At 70.1% G+C, this 20590-nt stretch carries 18 protein-coding genes; 7 read left to right on the top strand and 11 right to left on the bottom strand.

Annotated features, from left to right (window positions below; translation table 11 throughout):
* Positions 1-80: 80 nt before the first annotated feature.
* Positions 81-2447, top strand: coding sequence for an ATP-binding cassette domain-containing protein (locus OG588_RS44700; protein WP_405952268.1), 2367 nt, complete (start codon positions 81-83; stop codon positions 2445-2447).
* A gap of 74 nt (positions 2448-2521) precedes the next feature.
* Here the strand turns inward: OG588_RS44700 and OG588_RS44695 are convergent, their stop codons facing one another.
* The 6 genes from OG588_RS44695 to OG588_RS44670 all read right to left on the bottom strand — a co-directional run bounded on the left by OG588_RS44695 (position 2522) and on the right by OG588_RS44670 (position 9064).
* Positions 2522-3652 (bottom strand): alanine--tRNA ligase-related protein, encoded by a 1131-nt coding sequence (locus OG588_RS44695; RefSeq protein WP_405952267.1) that lies wholly within the window; start codon positions 3650-3652, stop codon positions 2522-2524.
* A gap of 120 nt (positions 3653-3772) precedes the next feature.
* The gene (locus tag OG588_RS44690; RefSeq protein ID WP_405952266.1) at positions 3773-4705 is read right to left on the bottom strand and encodes a lysophospholipid acyltransferase family protein; all 933 of its coding nucleotides are present in this window, start codon (positions 4703-4705) and stop codon (positions 3773-3775) included.
* The gene (locus tag OG588_RS44685) at positions 4705-5478 is read right to left on the bottom strand and encodes a GNAT family N-acetyltransferase (RefSeq protein ID WP_405952265.1); all 774 of its coding nucleotides are present in this window, start codon (positions 5476-5478) and stop codon (positions 4705-4707) included. Before OG588_RS44685 ends, OG588_RS44690 begins: the two co-directional genes overlap by 1 nt.
* Before the next feature lie 214 nt (positions 5479-5692).
* A complete protein-coding gene (locus OG588_RS44680) occupies positions 5693-6442 on the bottom strand; it encodes a succinate dehydrogenase/fumarate reductase iron-sulfur subunit (RefSeq protein WP_405952264.1) in 750 nt (249 codons plus the stop codon).
* Entirely contained in the window at positions 6439-8391 is a 1953-nt protein-coding gene (locus OG588_RS44675; RefSeq protein WP_405952263.1) for a fumarate reductase/succinate dehydrogenase flavoprotein subunit, read from the bottom strand. Before OG588_RS44675 ends, OG588_RS44680 begins: the two co-directional genes overlap by 4 nt.
* A gap of 1 nt (position 8392) precedes the next feature.
* Positions 8393-9064 (bottom strand): succinate dehydrogenase, encoded by a 672-nt coding sequence (locus OG588_RS44670; protein ID WP_405953372.1) that lies wholly within the window; start codon positions 9062-9064, stop codon positions 8393-8395.
* Between the two features lie 119 nt (positions 9065-9183).
* Here OG588_RS44670 and OG588_RS44665 point away from each other — a divergent pair, with 119 nt between their 5' ends.
* On the top strand, positions 9184-10065 hold the full coding sequence (locus tag OG588_RS44665) for a LysR family transcriptional regulator (protein WP_405952262.1): 882 nt from the start codon (positions 9184-9186) through the stop codon (positions 10063-10065).
* A gap of 41 nt (positions 10066-10106) precedes the next feature.
* On the top strand, positions 10107-11333 hold the full coding sequence (locus OG588_RS44660; protein ID WP_405952261.1) for a PQQ-binding-like beta-propeller repeat protein: 1227 nt from the start codon (positions 10107-10109) through the stop codon (positions 11331-11333).
* A gap of 12 nt (positions 11334-11345) precedes the next feature.
* Here OG588_RS44660 and OG588_RS44655 read toward each other — a convergent pair whose 3' ends face one another.
* The 3 genes from OG588_RS44655 to OG588_RS44645 form a co-directional block, all read right to left on the bottom strand.
* Positions 11346-13481, bottom strand: a complete 2136-nt coding sequence (locus OG588_RS44655; RefSeq protein WP_405952260.1) for a putative bifunctional diguanylate cyclase/phosphodiesterase — start codon at positions 13479-13481, stop codon at positions 11346-11348.
* Positions 13478-14290, bottom strand: a complete 813-nt coding sequence (locus tag OG588_RS44650; RefSeq protein ID WP_405952259.1) for an SAM-dependent methyltransferase — start codon at positions 14288-14290, stop codon at positions 13478-13480. Before OG588_RS44650 ends, OG588_RS44655 begins: the two co-directional genes overlap by 4 nt.
* Before the next feature lie 339 nt (positions 14291-14629).
* Positions 14630-15589, bottom strand: coding sequence for an SCO0930 family lipoprotein (locus OG588_RS44645; protein ID WP_405952258.1), 960 nt, complete (start codon positions 15587-15589; stop codon positions 14630-14632).
* Between the two features lie 270 nt (positions 15590-15859).
* Between OG588_RS44645 and OG588_RS44640 the strand changes: the two genes are divergently transcribed.
* The 3 genes from OG588_RS44640 to OG588_RS44630 all read left to right on the top strand — a co-directional run bounded on the left by OG588_RS44640 (position 15860) and on the right by OG588_RS44630 (position 18051).
* Positions 15860-16477 (top strand): hypothetical protein, encoded by a 618-nt coding sequence (locus OG588_RS44640; protein WP_405952257.1) that lies wholly within the window; start codon positions 15860-15862, stop codon positions 16475-16477.
* A 16-nt stretch (positions 16478-16493) separates the two neighbouring features.
* Positions 16494-17258 (top strand): DUF4239 domain-containing protein, encoded by a 765-nt coding sequence (locus OG588_RS44635; RefSeq protein ID WP_405952256.1) that lies wholly within the window; start codon positions 16494-16496, stop codon positions 17256-17258.
* 244 nt (positions 17259-17502) lie between these two features.
* Positions 17503-18051 carry a hypothetical protein gene (locus OG588_RS44630; protein WP_405952255.1) on the top strand — a complete coding sequence of 183 codons (549 nt, stop codon included), beginning with the start codon at positions 17503-17505 and terminating at the stop codon, positions 18049-18051.
* Between the two features lie 95 nt (positions 18052-18146).
* Here the strand turns inward: OG588_RS44630 and OG588_RS44625 are convergent, their stop codons facing one another.
* Entirely contained in the window at positions 18147-18653 is a 507-nt protein-coding gene (locus OG588_RS44625) for a hypothetical protein (RefSeq protein ID WP_405952254.1), read from the bottom strand.
* Between the two features lie 332 nt (positions 18654-18985).
* Between OG588_RS44625 and OG588_RS44620 the strand changes: the two genes are divergently transcribed.
* Positions 18986-19657: a class F sortase gene (locus OG588_RS44620; protein ID WP_019057591.1), complete on the top strand. Its 672-nt coding sequence runs from the start codon at positions 18986-18988 to the stop codon at positions 19655-19657.
* Between the two features lie 45 nt (positions 19658-19702).
* Here the strand turns inward: OG588_RS44620 and OG588_RS44615 are convergent, their stop codons facing one another.
* Positions 19703-20545 carry a polysaccharide deacetylase family protein gene (locus tag OG588_RS44615; RefSeq protein ID WP_405952253.1) on the bottom strand — a complete coding sequence of 281 codons (843 nt, stop codon included), beginning with the start codon at positions 20543-20545 and terminating at the stop codon, positions 19703-19705.
* Positions 20546-20590 lie beyond the last annotated feature (45 nt).

Raw genomic sequence — 20590 nt, 5'->3', positions numbered from 1 at the left:
ACGTGTCACAGCACCGACGCCCCCGCACCCCCGCAGGTCACCGGGCACCACACGGCGTGCTCGCATAGACTCGCCCGGTCATGCACAGCCCCGACACCCCCCGCACCCCCCACGTCCCGGACTCCTACGTCCGCGTCCGCGACGCCCGCGAGCACAATCTCCAAGGCGTCGACGTCGACATCCCGCGGGACGTGTTGACCGTGTTCACAGGCGTCTCCGGCTCCGGAAAGTCGTCCCTCGCCTTCGGCACGATCTACGCGGAGGCCCAGCGCCGCTACTTCGAGTCGGTGGCGCCGTACGCCCGCCGCCTGATCCACCAGGTAGGAGCCCCGAAGGTCGGCGAGATCACCGGCCTCCCGCCCGCGGTCTCCCTCCAACAACGCCGCTCGACCCCGACCTCCCGCTCCTCGGTGGGCACGGTCACCAACCTCTCGAACTCCCTCCGGATGCTGTTCTCCCGAGCAGGCGACTACCCGCCCGGCGCGGAACACCTCGACTCCGACGCCTTCTCCCCCAACACGGCGGCGGGCGCGTGCCCGGAGTGCCACGGCCTGGGACGGGTCCACCGCACAACCGAGGCATCCCTCGTCCCCGACCCCTCCCTGTCGATCCGCGAGGGCGCGATCGCCGCGTGGCCGGGCGCCTGGCAGGGCAAGAACCTGCGCGACATCCTCGACACCCTCGGCCACGACGTGGACGTGCCGTGGCGCGAACTCCCCGCCGAACAGCGGGAGTGGATCCTGTTCACGGACGAACAACCGGTGGTCACGGTCCACCCGATCCGGGACGCGGACCGCATCCAACGCCCGTACCAGGGCACGTACATGAGCGCCCACCGCTACGTCATGAAGACGTTCTCGGACACGAAGAGCCCGACCCTACGGGCCAAGGCGGAACGCTTCCTGACCAGCGCCCCCTGCCCGCTGTGCGGAGGCAGCAGACTGCGTGCCGAGTCCTTGGCGGTGACCATCGCGGGCCGCACGATCGCCGACCTGGCCGCGCTGCCGCTGGCGGAGTTGGCAGGCACCCTCAACGGCACGTCGGAGGCGGCACGCGTCCTCACCGAGGACCTCACCTCCCGCATCGCCCCGATCCTCGAACTGGGCCTCGGCTACCTCAGCCTGGACCGCGCGACCCCCACCCTCTCGGCAGGCGAACTCCAACGCCTGCGCCTGGCAACCCAGTTGAGGTCCGGCCTCTTCGGTGTCGTCTACGTCCTCGACGAACCGTCCGCCGGCCTGCACCCGGCGGACACCAAGGCCCTGCTCACGGTGTTGGACCGACTCAAGGCGGCGGGCAACTCGGTGTTCGTGGTGGAGCACCACCTCGACGTCATGCGCGCCGCCGACTGGCTGGTGGACGTGGGCCCACTGGCAGGCGAGCACGGCGGCCGGGTACTGCACAGCGGACCGGTGGCGGAGCTTGCGGCGGTGACGGAATCGGCGACGGCGCGCTTCCTCTTCGACGACTCCCCCGCTCCGGCCCGCGAAGTCCGTTCACCGCGAGGCGAGTTGAAGGTGGGCCCGGTGACGCGGCACAACCTTCGGGACGTGACGGCGGAGTTCCCCCTGGGCGCGTTCACAGCGGTCACCGGCGTCTCAGGCTCGGGCAAGTCCACACTCATCGGCGAGATCACCGAGGAACTCCCGGGCGTGGGACGCCTGGTGTCGGTGGACCAGAAGCCGATCGGCCGCACCCCCCGCTCGAACCTGGCCACCTACACCGGCCTCTTCGACGTCGTCCGCAAGGTGTTCGCGTCGACGGACGAGGCACGCCAACGGGGTTACGGCGTAGGCCGGTTCTCCTTCAACGTGGCGGGCGGCCGCTGCGAGACCTGCCAGGGCGAAGGCTTCGTCAGCGTGGAGCTGCTCTTCCTGCCGAGCACCTACGCGCCGTGCCCGGACTGCGGCGGGGCGCGCTACAACCCCGAGACGCTCCAAGTGACGTACCGGGGACGGAACATCGCGCAGGTCCTCGACCTGACGGTGGAGAGCGCGGCGGACTTCTTCGCGGACACGGACACCCCGGCCGTGACCCGCAGCCTGACCACACTGCTGAACGTAGGCCTCGGCTACCTGCACCTGGGCCAACCCGCCACCGAGTTGTCCGGCGGCGAGGCCCAACGCATCAAACTGGCCACCGAGTTGCAACGCGCCCGACGCGACCACACCCTCTACCTCCTCGACGAGCCGACAACCGGCCTCCACCCGGCCGACGTAGAGGTCCTCCTCCGCCAACTCCACGGCCTGGTAGACGCCGGCCACACCGTGGTGGTGGTCGAACACGACATGGCGGTGGTGGCGGGCGCGGACTGGGTGATCGACTTGGGGCCAGGTGGAGGGGATGAGGGCGGCAGGATCGTGGCAGCAGGCCCGCCGGGTGAGGTAGCAAGGGCGACCGGAAGCACCACGGCACCTTTTCTGGCAAGGGTAATGGCAACTTCTTAGGGGCGCGGGGCTGTGTCAGTTTGCGGCTCCGCCGCGCGGGCGCGACCAGCCCCCACGCACCCGCATCCGACCAACTACCCCTGAAGCCCGGCAACCCACTCCCGGGGCAACCCATAAGTGTCATGAAGGTAGCGGAAGTCCTCCTCACTCAACGACCCCCGAAACTCCGGCCGAGACAACACCCGCCGCCCCCGCTCAAGGAGTTGACCGAACCGCTGTTCCTCCTCCAGCAACACCCCCCGCACGGTGCCGGTACCGAGAAGCTCCCCCGGCAGATCGCACAACGTACGCGAGTCGTCGTCCCGCCACAGAACCGTGAGCAGCCGCCGAATCAACCGCCGCACCACATATCCACGCCCGGTGTTGGAAGGCCGTACCCCCTCCTCCAGGACGACGACACTCGACCGAAGATGATCACAGACCACCCGCACCGAGCGCTCGTCCAGCTCCCACAACAGCGGAACCGTCCTCATCCACGGCTCGAAAAGATCCGTCTCATAGACCGACCGCTGCCCCTGAAGGACAGACACCAGCCGCTCCAGCCCCATGCCCGTGTCGACGTTGGCCTGCCGCAGCGGAACCAGCCCACCGTCCTCGCCACGTTCGTACCGCATGTGCACGTGATTCCAGATCTCCACCCAGCGCGAATCAGTGGTCGGGCTCCCCTCCGGCGGGCCGTCCCCGATCCAGTAGAAGATCTCAGAGTCAGGACCACAGGGACCCACTGGCCCGTTGGACCACCAGTTCTCGTCCCCAGTCGACTCGACCGGCAGCCCCAACTCCCGCCAGGTGTCCAGCGATTCAAGGTCGGGGCCAACCTGTTCATCACCGCCGAAGACAGTGACGTACAACTTCTCGCGCGGGATGCCGAAGCCGTCCCGCAGCAGCTCGTACCCCCAACGCAGGCTCTGCGGATGGCCGTAGTCGCCCAGTGACCATGAGCCGAGCATCTCGAACACGGTCAGGTGGGTGAGGTCGCCGATCTCGTCGAGATCCGTAGTGCGCAGGCAGCGTTGGACGTTGACGAGGCGCCGTCCCTGTGGATGCGGGCGGCCCTGGAGATACGGCGTGAGCGGGTGCATGCCGGACGTGGTGAAGAGGACCGGGTCCGAGGGCGGCGGCAGCAGCGAGCTGCCGGTGATCAGCTCGTGCCCGCGTTCGCGGTAGAAGTCGAGGAACGTACGGACGATGTCGTCGGTGTTCATGGCGGTGAGTCCTTCGCGGGTCGGTGGGAGACCGGAAGGGACCGCGGGGCAGCGTGCAAGGGGGCTGGAAACGACACACCCGGCGGTCCGTTTCCGGCCGCCGGGAGAGGTCAGTGAGGTTCAGACATCGGCAGCCGGCGAGCTGGTCGCTCGCGCGGTCGCGGTGCCGGTGTGCCTGATGATCCTCATGGAGGCAACGCTAACAGGACGCCTCCGCGCCGTCCTGCGGATTTTCACCGGGGCCTGCGCCACCGACGTGCAGTGGTCCTGGTGCTGGGGCTGAGCCGTCACCCCGGCCTGTGCCGCATGGGCAAGGGAGCGGCGGTCGGGGTGGCTGCCGGGCGCGATGGTCTCGCCCACCTCGACCTCGGCGACGAGCCCGCGCGTCGACACGACCCGCCACACCGAGGTGAGCAGGGAGTCGCTGCCGACGAAGGCGGGGGCGGTGCTGGGGGTGCCGTCGGTCGTGTAGTGCAGGCCGACCGGCTGGACGGGGACTCCGGCGTCCAACGCGGCCTGGAAGACGGCCCGCCGGAAGTGGCCCTGGGCCCGGCCGCACCAGGTGCTGCCCTCGGGGAAGACGGCGACCGCGCCGCCCGCGCGCAGGGCGCCCGCGATGGAGGCGACGGTCTCGGGGAGGGCACGCAGTCGGTCGCGGTCGATGAACAGGGCGCCGCTGCCCGCGGTAAGCGTGCCCGCGACGGGCCAGTGCCGGATCTCGGCCTTGGCCAGCATGCGGGCGGGGCGTATGGCGGCCAGCAGCGGGATGTCCAGCCAGGAAATGTGGTTGGCGACCAGGAGCAACCCGCCGGTGGGCGTGGTGGTGCCGGTGATGCGGAGCCGGATACCGGCGGACCGGACGATGGTCCGGCACCACCAGCGCACCGCGCGGGCGGGGATCCGCCCGCCGATCGGGGTGAGTGCGGCCCCGGCGGCCACCACGACCAAGACGGTCACCAAGCGCAGCACGGCGCGCGGTACGGCCGTGACGGACCCCTTCGACTCGATGCACGCCCTGGGGGTGCAGGGCGCGCTGGGCAGCCAGCCGCTCATCACGCCGGGACGAGCGAGAGGAAGTGCCGCAGATAGCGCGGGTTGACCCGGCGCATCGACAGCAGCACGTACAGGTCGGCGACCCCGAAGTCCGGGTCGTGGGCGGGCTCGCCGCACACCCAGGCGCCGAGGCGGACGTATCCGCGCAGCAGCGGCGGGAGTTCGACGCGCTCGGCGGGGCGGGTCACGCCGTCGGCGTTCCAGGGCCGCAGCGGTCGTACCCGGAACTCCTCCGGGGCGAGGTGCTTGGCGCCGACCCGGTCCCAGGTGCCGGCGGCGAGGGCGCCGCCGTCGGCCAGCGGGATGGAGCAGCAGCCGGCGAGCCAGTCGTGGCCGCGGTCGACCATGTAGCGGGCTATGCCGGCCCAGATGAGGCCGATGACGGCGCCGTCGCGGTGGTCGGGGTGGACGCAGGAGCGGCCGACCTCGACGAGGCGCGGGCGGATCGAGTCGAGGGGGGCGAGGTCGAACTCGCTCTCCGAGTAGAGCCGTCCGGCGACCGCGGCGCGCTCGGGCGGCAGCAGCCGGTAGGTGCCGACCACCTGCCCGCTGACCGTGTCGCGGACGAGGAGGTGGTCGCAGTAGGCGTCGAAGGCGTCGACGTCCAGGCCAGGCTGCGGGCTGGAGAGGTGGGCGCCCATCTCCCCGGCGAAGACGTCGTGCCGCAGCCGCTGCGCGGCCCGCACCTCGTCCTCGTCGCGGGCGAGCGTGACGGTGTAGCGGGTCGGCGCGGCGGGCTGCGAGGGACGGTCGAGGGTGGATACGCCGGTCATGGCTCTCTCCTGGTCACGGGCCGGGGGCGGCTCAGCGGCGAGCGGTGCCGCCATACCTGTTGTGCCGACGCCGGCTGTCCGTGGTGTGACCCGCGAAGAGAGAGACGATGTGGGGTTGTTGAATGCCAGGGGTGCTTGGCGGAGCCGGGGTTGAGCACCACTCCGGCTCCGCCCGTCCGCACCCTGCCGGCGAACGTTCGGTGAGCTGGGACGTCTAGCGCTTGGCCACCTTGCGCGTCGCCCGCAGCCATTCCTTGTTCATCCCGGTGATGGAGACCAGCGGGATGCCCTTCGGGCAGGCGGTCGCGCACTCACCGGCCAGCGTGCAGCCGCCGAAGCCCTCCTCATCCATCTGCGCGACCATGTCGAGGACGCGGGTCTCGCGCTCGGGGGCACCCTGCGGGAGGACGTTGAGGTGGTTGACCTTGGCCGAAGTGAAGAGCATCGCCGCGCCGTTGGGGCACGCGGCGACGCACGCTCCGCAGCCGATGCACTCGGCGTGCTCGAAGGCGAAGTCGGCGTCCGGTTTGGGGACGGCGGAGGCGTGGGCCTCGGGGGCGGCGCCGGTCGGGGCCGTGATGTAGCCGCCGGCCTGGATGATCCGGTCGAAGGCCGAGCGGTCGACCACGAGGTCCTTGACGACCGGGAAGGCGGAGGCGCGCCACGGCTCGATGTCGATCGTGTCGCCGTCCTCGAAGGACCGCATGTGGAGTTGGCAGGTCGTCGTGCGCTCCGGGCCGTGCGCGTCGCCGTTGATCACGAGGCTGCACGCGCCGCAGATGCCCTCGCGGCAGTCGTGGTCGAAGGCGACCGGGTCCTCGCCCTTGAGGATGAGTTCCTCGTTGAGGGTGTCGAGCATTTCCAGGAACGACATGTCCGTGGAGATTCCGTCCACTTGGTAGGTGGACATGGCGCCTTCGGCGTCGGCGTTCTGCTGCCGCCAGACGCGCAGGGTGAGCTTCATGCGTAGCTCCGCTGGGTGGGGTGGACGTACTCGAAGACCAGGTCTTCCTTGTGCAGTACGGGAGATGAGCCGGTACCGGTGAACTCCCAGGCGGCCGCGTAGCTGAACTCCTCGTCCCTGCGCTCCGCTTCGCCGTCCGGGGTCTGCGACTCCTCGCGGAAATGGCCGCCGCAGGACTCGGCGCGGTTGAGTGCGTCGAGGCACATCAGCTCGGCGAGTTCGAGGTAGTCGACGATCCGGTTCGCCTTCTCCAGCGACTGGTTGAACTCCTCGCCGGTGCCCGGGACCTTGATCCGCCGCCAGAACTCCTCACGGATCTGCGGGATGCGTTCCAGCGCCTTGCGCAGTCCGCTGTCGGTGCGGGCCATGCCGCAGAACTCCCACATGAGTTCGCCGAGTTCACGGTGGAAGGAGTCGGGGGTGCGGTCGCCGTCCACCGCGAGGAGGAGGTTGAGTCGGTCCTCGGTCTCCGCCAACACCTCTTGTACGGCGGGGTGTTGGACGCCGATCTCCTCGTGTCCGGGGTTCCGCGCGAGGTAGTCGTTGATGGTCGCCGGGAGGACGAAGTAGCCGTCGGCGAGGCCCTGCATCAGCGCGGAGGCGCCGAGGCGGTTGGCGCCGTGGTCGGAGAAGTTGGCCTCGCCGATCGCGAACAGGCCCGGGACCGTGGTCTGGAGGTCGTAGTCGACCCAGAGACCGCCCATCGTGTAGTGCACGGCGGGGTAGATCCGCATGGGGACCGTGTACGGGTCCTCGGCGGTGATCCGGGCGTACATGTCGAAGAGGTTGCCGTACTTCTCCTCGACGGCCTTCCGCCCCAACCGCCCGATGGCGTCGGCGAAGTCGAGGTAGACACCCTGCCCGCCGGGGCCGACTCCCCTGCCCTCGTCGCACACGTTCTTCGCGGCGCGGGAGGCGATGTCGCGGGGCACGAGGTTGCCGAAGGCCGGGTAGATGCGCTCCAGGTAGTAGTCGCGCTCAGCCTCGGGGATCTCGTTCGGCGGGCGCTGGTCGCCCTGCGCCTTCGGCACCCAGATCCGGCCGTCGTTGCGCAACGACTCGCTCATCAGCGTGAGTTTGGACTGGTGGTCGCCGGTGCGCGGGATGCAGGTGGGGTGGATCTGGGTGAAGCACGGGTTGGCGAAGAGCGCGCCGCGCCGGTGGGCCCGCCAGACGGCGGTGGCGTTGGAGTTCATGGCGTTCGTCGACAGGTAGAAGACGTTGCCGTAGCCGCCGCTGGCGAGGACGACGGCGTCCGCGAAGTACGTGTCGATACGGCCGCTGATGAGATCGCGCGCCACGATCCCGCGCGCCTTCCCGTCGATGACGATCAGGTCGAGCATCTCGGTGCGCGGGTGCATCTCGATGTTGCCGGCGGCGATCTGCCGGGACAGCGCCTGGTAGGCGCCGAGCAGGAGTTGCTGGCCCGTCTGGCCGCGGGCGTAGAAGGTCCGCGAGACCTGCACACCGCCGAAGGAGCGGGTGTCGAGGAGGCCGCCGTACTCCCGCGCGAAGGGCACGCCCTGCGCCACGCACTGGTCGATGATTTCCACCGAGATCTGCGCCAGGCGGTGGACGTTGGACTCGCGGGCCCTGAAGTCGCCGCCCTTGACGGTGTCGTAGAAGAGGCGGTGAACGGAGTCGCCGTCGTTGCGGTAGTTCTTCGCCGCGTTGATGCCGCCCTGGGCGGCGATCGAGTGGGCGCGGCGCGGGGAGTCCTGGAAGCAGAACTGGACGACGTGGTAGCCCTGTTCGGCGAGTGTGGCTCCGGCGGAGCCGCCCGCGAGGCCGGTGCCGACGACGATCACCGTGTGTTTGCGCCGGTTGGCGGGGTTGACGAGTTTGGCCTCGAAACGGCGGGTGTCCCAGCGTTCGTTGATGGGGCCGGTGGGCGACTTGGTGTCGGTGACGGGTTCCCCGGTCGTGAAGTCGGCGTATTCAAGGGTCATTTCAGCTCACCACTCCGGTCATGACGCCCACGGGTACGGCGATGAAGCCGGCGGTGAGCAGCAGCGCGAGGACATTGGCGATGGTCTTCAGGGCGCGGTCGCGGCTGCGGCTGCCCGCGCCGAGGGTCTGGGCGGCACTCCAGAAGCCGTGCCGGACGTGCAGGCCGAGGGCGAGCATCGCGACGATGTAGATGGTGTCGCCGTACCAAGTGGAGAAGGTGTCCACCACGTTCTGGTACGGGTGGCCCTCCTGGAAGCCGCCGGAGTGCACGGTGCCGGTCGTCAGGTCGAGGATGTGCCAGACGATGAACAGGCCGAGGATGATCCCGCCCCAGCGCATGGTGCGCGTGGCGTAGCTCGCCCGGCGTTTCTTGTGCACGTACTTGCTGGGGCGCGCCCTGATGTCGCGGCGGCTGAGCTGGTACGCGGAGACGGCGTGGGCGATCACGGCGACGACGAGGACGATCCGGATCAGCCAGAGCGTCCACTCGTAGTGCATGAAGGGTTCGCCGACGGTGCGCAGCCAGTGGGCGTAGTGGTTGAACTCGCCCGCGCCGAAGAAGATCTTCAGGTTCCCGATCATGTGGACGACCAGGTACAGCAGCATGATCAGACCGCTGACGGCCATCACTGTCTTCTTGCCGACGGAGCTGTCCCACACCGTGCGCGCCATCGACGGCCGTCGGTCCGTCCGCGTTGCCAGAGCCATGGCAAGCACGCTAAATGTCAAGAGGCCGATCGGTCCAAGACATGGTCTGCCTGGTTTCCATAGCCTACGACTATCGTGGGTGCATGCAGTTCCAGCAGCTCCAGTACTTCGTGGCCGTGGCCGAGACCCGGCACTTCACCCGGGCCGCCGATCTGGTCCATGTCGCGCAGCCCTCGCTGTCCCAGCAGATCAAGGCGCTGGAGCGGGAGCTGGGCGCGGATCTGTTCCTGCGGGCCCGGGGCAACATCACGCTCACGGACGCGGGCGAGGCGCTGCTGCCGCTGGCCCGGCGCATCCTGGCGGACGCGGACACGGCCCGGCACGAGGTCCTCGAACTGGTCCAACTCCGCAGCGGCCGGATCAGGTTGGGCGCGACCCCGAGCCTGTGCACGGGTCTGTTGCCGGATGTGCTGCGCGCTTTCCACGACCGCTATCCGGGCATCCGGCTGCTGATCGAGGAGGGCGGTTCGCACGATCTCGTACGTGAACTCGCGCGCGGCGCCTTGGACTTGGCCCTGGTGGTGCTGCCGCTGCCCACGCCGTCACCGGCGTTGACGACCGTGGAGTTGCTGCGCGAGGACCTGGTGGTCGTGTCCTCACCGGAGGCACCGGCGCCGGGCCGGGGGCCGACGGTGCGGATCTCGGACCTGGAGGGCGAGCGTCTGGTGATGTTCCGGCACGGCTACGACCTGCGTGAACTGACCGTCGCCGCGTGCCGTGCCGAGGGCTTCGAACCCGACTTCGCGGTGGAGGGCGGCGAGATGGACGCGGTCCTCGGCTTCGTGCGGGCGGGGCTCGGCGTGGCCGTAGTACCGCGCATGGTGGCGACGAAGTCCGGGCGCGGGCTGCGGGTGACGCCGCTGGCGCGGCCCGGGCTGCATCGGACGATCGCACTCGCGCATCGCAGCGATGTGGCGCCGCCGCGGGCGGCCAGGGAGTTGCAGCGGATGCTCCTGGAGCGTTGATCGCCGCTTAGCATGGGGCTTCTTTCGCGGGGGTGACGAGAATGCGACGAATACGGTGGGTGGGCGCGGCACTGCTCGGGCTGGTACTCGTGGGCTGCGCGGGCTCAGGGGGCACGCCTTCCGGCGAGTCGAGTCGTACGACGGTTTCGGCGCCTGCGGGTTCCAGCGCCTCGCGGGCCTCCGTCGCCTCCTCGGACTGGCGTGCGTGGACCGCTTCCTACCCCGCGACGGACGGCCGCTGCGAGGCGACAGCTCATCAGGTCGTGTGCCGCACCGGCTCCGGCGGTTTCGTCGGGCGGTCCCGCAGCACGGGCAAGGTCACGTGGTCCGTCCCGCCGGCCGGCCGCGGCAAGGACGCCGAGCTGGTCGTCGACTCGGCCACCGAACGGGCCGTGACCACCTCCGGCGCGACACTGAGCGCGGCGAATCTGCGCACGGGCAAGGCGGCCTGGACGCATCGGCTGGCCTACGGCTCCACCGTCCCGGTGGTTCTCAAGGTGGCGGACGGGACCGTCTTCGTTCTCGAGACCCCGACAGCGGGCGCGAAGATCATCACCCTCGCCGCCTTCCGGATGTCCGACGGCAAGGCCCTGTGGCACCGCAGCGTCGCGGCGGGTCCTTACGGGGACATGGCCGCTTTCGGGGGCCGCGTCTACACCACCGACTACACGAAGGTCACCGCCCGCGACGCCCGCGCCGGCGCCACCGTGGCGACCACTCCCCAGGGCGTCGAGTGCTCGTACCTCATCTCCGGCGGCGAGTACCTCGTGTGCACCGGCAGTCCGATCTCCGCCGAGGACACCTTCCCGCCGCTCCAGCGCCTGGACCCGGACACGCTCCGGCCGCTGCGGACCGCCAAGGACACGGGCCAGAAGCCCGAGCGCGGGGTGATCTCGTCCGACGGTGTGCTCGTGCTGTACGAGGACAGCGCGGAGGACCCGGGCGGCGGCGCCTGGAACGCGTACGACCTCGTCCACTACAAAAGGCTGTGGAGTTACGACACCACCACCGAGGAGGCGGAGCTGGCCGGCGACCGGTTCGTCACCTTCACGCCGGTCAACGACGCCCCCACCCGAGGACGCGTGATCACGATCGACCTGCGCGCCGGCCCGAAAGCGACCGGAGCAGCCGCGCCGCGCATGTCCGCGCCGTACTCGCAGGCGAGGTACGGGGAATACCCCCGGCTCGCCGTGCCGGGCGGCGACCCGGACCATCTCGTCGTCCAGGCGGCCACCCATCGCAGCCTGCGGTCGATCGCGCTGCCCTGAGGCAGCGGTCGTTCAGCCCGTCGCGTCCACCAGCGCCAGGTCGTGCAGGCGGTCCGGCGGGCCGGGGCGGGCGTAGTACCAGCCCTGGGCCGTGTCGCAGCCCAGTATGCGGAGTTGTTCGGCCTGTGCTCCGGTCTCGACGCCCTCGACCGTCACCGTGAGGTTCAGGCTGTGGGCGAGGGAGACGATGCCCTCGACGATCTTGAGGTCGACGGGGTCGGCCGGGAACTGCTGCATGCTCTGGGTGAAGGAGCGGTCCAGCTTGAGGATGCTCACCGGCAGGCGGCGGAGGTTGGCGAGGTTCGAGTAGCCGGTGCCGAAGTCGTCCAGGGCGATGTCGACGCCCATCTCGGCGAGTTGCCGCAGCGGCTTCAGCAGGTCGTCGTCGGCGCCGATCAGCGCCGACTCGGTGACCTCCAGGCAGAGCGCGTCGGGGGCGACGCCGGTGCGCTCCAGGATGTCGACGGTGTCCTGGACCAGGCCGGGGTGGGTGAGCTGGCAGGGCGAGAGGTTGACGTTGATGCGCAGCGGGACGCCGTCGCCGTAGGACTCGCGCCAGGCGCGGGCCTGTCGTACGGACTGTTCCAGGACCCAGCGGCCCAACGGGACGATCAGGCCCGTGTGTTCGGCGAGCGGGATGAAGCGGTCGGGGCCCAGCACTCCGTGCTGCGGGTGCAGCCAGCGGACCAGGGCCTCGGCGCCGCGCACGCTGCCGTCGCCGAGGTGGACCAGCGGCTGGTACTCGATGAAGAACTCTTTGCGGTCCAGGGCGGCGGGTAGGGCCGTGGTCAGGCCGTGGCGGGTGATCGCGCGGGCGTCGGCCTCGGGGTCGGCGAGTTCGAAGCGGTTGCCGCCCGCGGACTTGGCGCGGTACATGGTGATGTCGGCGCTGCGCAGCACTTCCGCGGGGCCTCGCTCGCCTGCCGGGCCCTCGACGATGCCGATGGAGCCGCGCACGGTGAGGTCGCGGCCGTCGATGCTGACCGGGGTGATCAGGGCGTTCATGATGCGGCCCGCGAGTTCGTCGACCTCGCGCTCGGTGTCGGGTCCGGTGGTCAGCGCCACGAACTCGTCGCCGCCGAGCCGGGCGACCATCTCGCCGGGCGCGGTCGCGCACGACTGCAAGCGGTCGGCGACCTCGACGAGCAGTCGGTCGCCGGCCGCGTGGCCGAGGCTGTCGTTGATGGTCTTGAAGCCGTCGAGGTCGAGGTAGCAGAGCCCGAACCGCTGGTTGTCGCCCGCGCCGAGCGCCTTCTCCAGGCGTTCGAAGAACAGGGTGCGGTTCGGGAGGCCGGTGAGGGCGTCGTGGGTCGCCTCGTAGCGCAGCCGCAGGTTGAGCAGCCGCCGCTCGGTGGTGTCCTCCATGAGGGCGAGCTGGTACTGCGGGTTGCCGTCGGCGTCGCGCAGCAGGGAGACCGTGAGGTTGGTCCACAGGACCGTTCCGTCAGGTCGGTAGAACGCCTTCTCGACGTGGTAGTGCTCGCGCTCGCCGCGGACGAGTTCGTCGTAGAGGGTCCAGGTCTGGGGGGCGTCGTCCGGGTGGGTCCACTCGCGGACGTTGCGGCCGCCCATGGTCTGCTCGGTGATGCCGAACATGCGCAGCAGCGCGCCGTTGACCTGGAGGATGTTGCCGTCGAGGTCGGCCATGCCGATACCTATGGCCGCGCCCTCGAAGACCGCGCGGAAGCGGGCCTCCGTCGCGTGCAGGGCCTGGGCGACGACGCCCTGGGCCTGGAGGGCGGCCACGGAGATGGCCTCCTGCTCGGCCAGCGTGCGCTCGCGGAGTTCCTGGGCGAAGCCGGCGGCCATGGCGTGCTGGAGGCGGGCCGAGCGGATCCGCAGGTCCTCCTGGGAGCCGTCGCCGCCGCAGTAGAGCACCAGGTAGGCGTCGACGCACTCCAGGGTGTGGGTGAGGGCGTCGGGGTCGGTGCAGTGTGCGGCGACGAGGGCGGCGCCGACCGCCTTGCCCTCCGCGGCCTCGAAGTTCCTGGCGCGCAGCGCCTCGCTCAACCGCCGTGCCAGCGGCAGGAGCAGCTCCTCGAACTCGGGCCGGGTCAGCGACGTGGAGGTCGCCGGGAACACCGCCCGGCTCCAGATGGTCGCGAACCGGCGCAGTCTGCCCTCCGGCCCGTCCGGCTCCGCGATCACGCCGTGCGTCCTACGCCGGCGAATCCGGAGAAGGAGTACGGATCCTCGTCCTCCAGCACCGTGTCCGGCCGCCACTCCGGCATCGGCACCAGTCCGGGTTCCACCATGTCGTACCCCTCGAAGAACCGCGCGATCTCGTCGCGCGAGCGCATGATCAGCGGATTGCGAATGTCCTTGTACACGTCGACCGCGCCCTCCGCCCGCTCCGGTGGCAACGGAATTCCCTCGTACGAGGCATGGGTGAGGATGAGCAGGCTGCCGGGGGCGAGTGCCTCGCGCAGCTGTGCCACCGCTCCGTACGGGTCGTCCGTGTCTTCCACGAAGTGCAGTATGGCAACGAGAAGTAAGGCCACTGGCCGATTCACGTCGATCAGGCGCTGCACCTCGGCGCTCGCCAGGATCTCCTGGGGCTTGCGGAGGTCGGCCGCGACGACGTCCGCGGTCTCGTTGCCGGCCAGGACGGCCTGGCTGTGCGCTACTGCCACCGGGTCGTGGTCGACGTACATGACATGGGCGCCGGGGCTGGCCGCCTGGGCCACCTCGTGGACGTTTCCGAAGGTGGGAATTCCGGAGCCGATGTCGAGGAACTGGGTGATGCCCTCCGCGGCCGCGAATCGTACGGCGCGGCGCATGAACGCCCGGTTCGCCTGCATGATCTTGGGAAGTCCCGGGAGGAACTCCATGGCCTTGCGGGCCGCTTCCCGGTCGACCTCGAAGTTGTGCGAACCGCCCAGGTAGTAGTCGTAGATACGCGAAACGCTCGGCACCGAGATGTCGATGCTTCGTGGTGCCCAGGCGGGACGCTCCATGTATCTCTCCAAGGCGTAGGCGATCCGGTGTTCGAGCTGAGGCTACTGATCGCCCGCCAAAGGGTCGAGCGGAAACGGAAATTGACCATCCGTTCCCGCTGATTGCCGGTGGCACGTGCCGAATTGATGTGCGGGGACACGCGGAGAAGCGCGGCGAATGCCGGAATTGACGTACGGAGGACGCCAAAGCGGCCCGCCCCCTCCGTGCGGTGCGGAGGGGGCGGACCTGGGGTCGCGCGCGCTGTGTTGTTCGGCATTTCTGTCGCTTGCCCGCGACCCTCCCTTCCGCGTTTCGAGTGCCGAGTGGGCGGGGGGCGATCAACCCTGGGGAGGTTCTCGCTACGCCGCGGGCGCGCCGACCGCTTTACCTTCAGGGGAGACGGCGTACCAAGTGCCGCCCACGCCCTGACCGTTGGTCTGTCCGGCGGCCGTGTCACCGGAGAAGGTGTAGATCGGCCAGCAGTCGACGGTCATCTGCTTGGCACCGTCGGACCGGGTGAAGCCCATGAGGCCCTTCTTCTCGACGCCCTTGGTGTCGTTCGCCGAGACGATGCCGACGGCCGGCCACTTCTCCGCGCAGGCACCCACGCAGTTCGAGACCGACTTCGGCCACGCCTTGTCCTTGAGGAAGCGGTAGACCGTGTGGCCGTTCTTGTCGACGACGATGTCGCCGAGCTTGGCGTCCTTCTTGACGGACAGACCGGGCAGGCTGGCAAGGGTCGCCTTCTTGCCGTCGGGGGCGAGCGCGTACCACTTGCCGCCCACGCCCTGGCCGTTGACGTCACCGGCGTTGACGTCCTTGGCGTAGCGGTAGGCGGGCCAGCCGCCGATGGTCAGCTGCTTGGTGCCGTCGGTGCGGGTCACCTCGCCGAGCAGGGACTTGTCGATACCGGCGCCGGCCGTGGCGTCGTTCGCGGGAACCGGCGGCCAGGCGGTGGCGCAGTCGCCGTCGCAGTTGGACTTGGGAGGATTGGCCGTGTCGGCGTCGAAGCGGTAGAGGGTGAGACCCGCTCCGTCGCTCAACACCTTGCCGAGGTCGGGGTTGTTGGCAACGTTCAGCTGGCCCGCGGGCTCAGCGGCAGCGGCCTGCTGGCCGTCGGCGCCGTAGCCGTTGCCGGCACCGGTGCTGGCACTGGCCGTGGCACCGACGCTTCCGTAACCTCCGGCCGCCGCCGTGGCACCGACATTCTGGGCCGCAGAGGAAGGCGTGGTCACATTTTCCGAACCGCACGCCGCCGTCAACGCCATGACGGACACGGCCGTCGCCGCGAGTGAGGCGCTCCGCCAGGAGGTCTTCATCGTCAACTCCCCATAATCACCTGGATGTTGCAGCGCCCGTCTGTGCCGCCGCACGGTCCTAGGTACGGGTGGGGACCACGGAAGTGTTCAACCGCCGCACAAATTTCTTTACGACACCTGTGACACGGCACCCCCTCTCGCATGCGCGTACGCATCCGGCCACCCCCGAAAGCCGGTTCGTCAAACCGTCGCACCCCGTCTTCCACTCCTTCGGGGCATTCCTCTCGCGCCCCGGCGCGCCCCCGCCCGCGAGGCCTCATGATCTCCGTCGTGCATGCACCCGAACCGACCCGAACCGCCCTCGCCGCAAGGGTCTTGACCCTGGTGACGCTGACCTGGCTGCTGGCGGGCGCACCGGCGGGCCTGGCAGCGGCCGACGCCTGTGCGTACGCCTCGACCGGGCCGGACGGCACGGAGGCGGTGGCGGTGGCCGGCGGCGACTGGCCGACTCCCCCGGCCTGCCCGAAGCCGACCCCGCCGCCGCCCTGCCCCTCCCCGACGCCCACGCCCACTCCGCCACCGCCGAAGCCCACCCCGCCTCCCCCGCCGAAGCCCACCCCGACTCCGAAGCCGACGCCGAAGCCGCGGCCCACGCCGAAGCCCGTGCCGCCGACGCACGCTCCGGCGCCGCGCCCGGCACCGGCGGCTCCGGCGCCCCGGGTGATCCCGACCCCCACGCCCACTCCGACACCCACCCCGACGCCGACGCCGACTCCGACACCAACTCCCAAGCCCAGCCCGCATCCCTCGGCGTCCCCGGTGAGTTATCCGAAGTACCACGCCCAGCCTCGTCCGCGGCCGGCCACCAACCGGACGCCGCCGGTCGTCTACGTCCTGCTCATCACCCTGCCCGCGGTGGTCGCCATCGTCGCGCTGCGTCCACGCTGATCCCCGGAGGAACCTCTTGTCGGAATGGCTTGTTCTCGCCCTCGCGATGGCGGCGGCCTGTGTCGTCGTCATCATCATCACGTTCCTCCGCGAACGCTCGGCGTCCGAGGACGAGGACCCCAGTGAGACCCCGGACGTCATCGAGTACATGACGATGTGGATCGGCGTGGTGTACGCCATCGTCCTGGGCCTCGCGATCGCCGGCGTCTGGGAGGCCCGCAGCGCCGCCCAGGACCACGTCCAGGCGGAGGCGCAGGCGCTGCACGAGGTCTCGGAGCGGGTCCAGGCCTATCCGCCGGACGCCCGCGACCGTATCCGCGCCGACGTCAACGCCTACGTCTCGCAGGTCGTCGACGTCGAGTGGAAGACGATGGCCGACCACGAGAAGCTCACCCAGCGCGGAACCGACCTCCTCGACCGCATCCGTCAGGACGTCACCTCCTACCAGCCGAAGACGGACTTCCAGGCACAGGCCTACCAGCCACTCGTCGACCAGGTGGCCGCCGCGGATCAGGCACGCAACGCCCGCGCGGACTCCACCGGGGCGACCATGCCCTCGGTGGTGTGGTTCGGGCTGCTCGCCGGGGCCGTGATCACCATCGGCATGGTCTTCGCGCTGCAGATCCGGCGTACGACCCGGGAGCTGATCCTCGCCGGGCTGTTCTCGGCGCTGATCGCCTTCCTGCTGTTCCTGATCTGGGACTTCGACGCGCCGTACAGCCGCGGTATCACGGCGTCGGCGCAGCCGTTCCTGAACCTCTTCCCGCACATCAAGGACTGACGGCCCCTCACCGGAGCCCCCGCCAGGGGGAGGTTCAAGAAGGGTCCGGGGGACGTCCGCCACACCGCGGGCGTCCCCCGGTCGCAGGAACGGTGTCCCCTGTGCGGCCCACACGGTTGCCCCATTCGCGCGACTGCGATCGCGGGAGCGCACACATGTTCCTAGCGTTTCGGTCATCGAGGTGCATTTACGGCGCAAGCGGAAAAGGTCCGCTGCTGCTCCTCGGGGACCCGGAGGAACCACCATGCGCGCGATACGCGTCGCTTCGGCCGCACTGCTGGGCATCAGCGCCCTCGCCCTGTCCGCGCCGGTCGCCGTCGCGAAGGGCGACGGCAACCACAACATCACGCCGTTCGGCTTCACCGTCCAGCCCTCGACCATCGCGGCGGGCGGCCAGGTGACTCTCCAGCTCGACCGGGACCAGGGCGGCTGCAAGGGCTCCGCCACGGTCTCCTCCGGAGTCTTCGACACGGTCAGGATCTCGCCGGGGCAGTCCTCGGCCACGGCGATGGTCGACTGGGACGCCAGGCCGGGCGCGGTGTACCAGGTGACGTTCACGTGTGACGGCGTGAGCGGCTCCACGGGTCTGACCATCGCCTCGGGCCGCACGAACAACAACATCCAGCCGCTCCAGCCGGCCCAGCAGATTCCGCGAGGGGTCCACGCCGGTGAGGGCGGCAGCATCGCCGGCTTCGACCTCAAGGAGCTCGGCATCGGCGCGGCCCTCATCGCGGGCTCGGTGGGAGCGGCGTACCACTTCTCCCGCCGCCGTACCGGAGAGGACGGCGCCTGACCGCGGTACCCACCCGCACAGGCCTTCGCCCCGGAACCCGCAAGGGTCCGGGGCGAAGGCCTGTCATGTGCGCCTGAACTCCGAAGGGGCGGAGGTCAGATCCCGCGCTCGGTGCGGCGGCGCATCCAGAACACCCCGCCGCCCACGACGGCCGCGGCGACCAGGCCGCCGCCGATCGCCATGTCGGTCGGGGTCGCCCCGGCGCTGCTGCTGCCGCCGAGCCCGCCGCGGACGCCGCCGATGACGGTGTAGGCGTCGTCACGGGTCAGCGAGGAACCGTTGGAGCAGCGGACCGTGATGCTGTACGCCCCGGGGGTGGCCGACCTGCTGATCCTGGCCGTTCCGCTGGACGTCGTACCGGAGCCGTTCAGGAGGGACAGGTTGGCGGGGCGTTCGAACCCCGGTGAGGTGGCGATGGCGTTGCCGCCGCTGAAGCAGCCGTCGACCGTGACGGTGAGCTGTCCACCGCGGGCGATCACGCTTGGCAGGGCGAGAATGTTGCTGGGGCTGGCGCCCATGCCGTCCGCGACGGCCACCGGGGCGGCGAGCCCCAGGACGGCCACCGCGGCACCGGCGGCAGCCAGGGCACGAGTTGTACGCATGTCATCCTCCGCGGAAGGCGCCCCGGGACCCGTCCCCGGTCGATCGGCGAGAAAACGCCTCCCAGACGCACCCTCAGATGCCTTGCGCGCGCCCGCATTTCGAGAATGGTCCGTCCTGGTGAGAGGACACGCCGGGGGAAAAGCGCACAATCGGATATTGCCGCAGGTCACGGACCGTCAGAAAATTCCTGTGGGCGTCAACTCGTATGGCGCACATAAGGATGTCCGGGCCACCCGTTCGCGCTTTCCCCGTCGCCGGTTTCGCCTTCCGGACTTAGCGTTCTCGTATGCGCGATTGACGGGGCGACGGCCGCGTCGAGAGGGGATGGCGAATGTCTGCGTCGGAGCTGTCCGAGCTTGCCGAAGAGGAGGAGCGGCAGAAGAAGCGCGCCCCGTGGGGAGTGATAGCGCTTGTTCTGCTGACCGGTCTCGCGCTCATTCGGAATGGTTCGGGGGAGTTCGACATCGGACCGCCCCAACCGGCCTCCGCCGCGGCCGCGGACGCCCGGACCGGCCACACCACGTTCGGCAAGGTCCCGGCCCCGCTGCCGTACTCCGTCGCCGACCGGGTGCGGATCCCGGCGATCCGCGTCGACGCCCCGGTCATGCCGGTGGGCCTGGACGCGGACGGCTGGGTCGGCGCCCCGCCGCCGGAGGACCCGAATCTGGCGGGCTGGTTCACCGGCGCCGTCTCCCCCGGCGAAAAGGGCACGGCGGTCGTCGTCGGCCATGTCGACAACAAAATGGGCCCCGCCGTGTTCTACGGACTCGGGGCCCTCAAGAAGGGAAATCGCGTCGAGGTCGCGCGCAAGGACGGAAAGACGGCCGTGTTCGAGATCTACGGCATCGAGGTCTTCGAGAAGAAGGACTTCCCCGGCGACCGCGTCTACGCGTCCAAGGGAACTCCGGAACTCCGCGTCATCACCTGCGGCGGCGGTTTCTCCAAGCAGAACGGCTACGACGGGAACGTCGTCGTCTTCGCCCGCCTGGTCGAGGTCCGCTGAGCGTTCCCCGGCCGGGCGGGCGAAAGCCCGTCAGGTGGTGGTGCGTCAGGTGGTGGTCCGGCGGCGCGGCAGCGTCATGTGGTAGCCGGAGTCGAGCAGGTGCGGCAGGTATTCGCGCAGCGCCTTCACGCTCTGGGTCCGGTCGCCCCCGGCGTCGTGCGAGAGCACCACGATGCCGGGGGCGGCGCCGTCCTCGACCGCGTCGACGATGTGGCGGACGCCGGGGGTGTCCCAGTCGAGGGTGTCGACGGTCCACGCGAGGGGTTCCATGCCCAGCTCGGAACCGAGTTGGAAGGCGGCCCGGTTCCAGGCGCCGTAGGGCGCGCGGAACCACTGGGGGCGTTCACCGTAGGCGTCCTCGATGACGTCGCTGGTGCGTTCCATCTCCGAGCGGATCTGACCGCGGGTCATCTTGGTCAGCAGCGGGTGGGACCAGGTGTGGTTGCCGACGACGTGGCCCTCGTCGGACATGCGGGCGAGCAGGTCGCGGTTCCAGTCGGCCATCTCGCCGCACACGAAGAACGTGGCGCGGACGTCGTACTCGGCGAGGGTGTCGAGGATGTGCGGGGTGTAGCGGGGGTCGGGTCCGTCGTCGAAGGTGAGCACCATGGTGTTGCCGCGTCCGGACATGCGCAGGAAGGGTTCGCGCCGCACCGGGACATGGGCGGGGGCGGCGTGGGGTGCGCCGTAACCGGCCACGGGCTGGAGGCGGTAGGAGGAGGGTTTGCGGGCGAGGCGCGGTGGGGGTCCGGCGGCGGGGGCGGCGGCCCGGACGGGGGCGTCGTCCGAGAGTCCGGAGTACAGCAGACCGGCGGTGCCGGCCGCCCCGACGGCGGCGGCGCCGGCGAGCAGGGCCCGTCGGCGCGTGAGCAACTGATCCTTCTTCATGACTCATCAGTCGCCCGCACGAGCCCCGACGGCCCACGGCAGCAC

Origin of the sequence: Streptomyces prunicolor, from assembly GCF_045162825.1 — a bacterium.
GTDB classification, from domain to species: domain Bacteria; phylum Actinomycetota; class Actinomycetes; order Streptomycetales; family Streptomycetaceae; genus Streptomyces; species Streptomyces prunicolor.
This window is presented reverse-complemented; position numbering and strand designations above follow the sequence as displayed.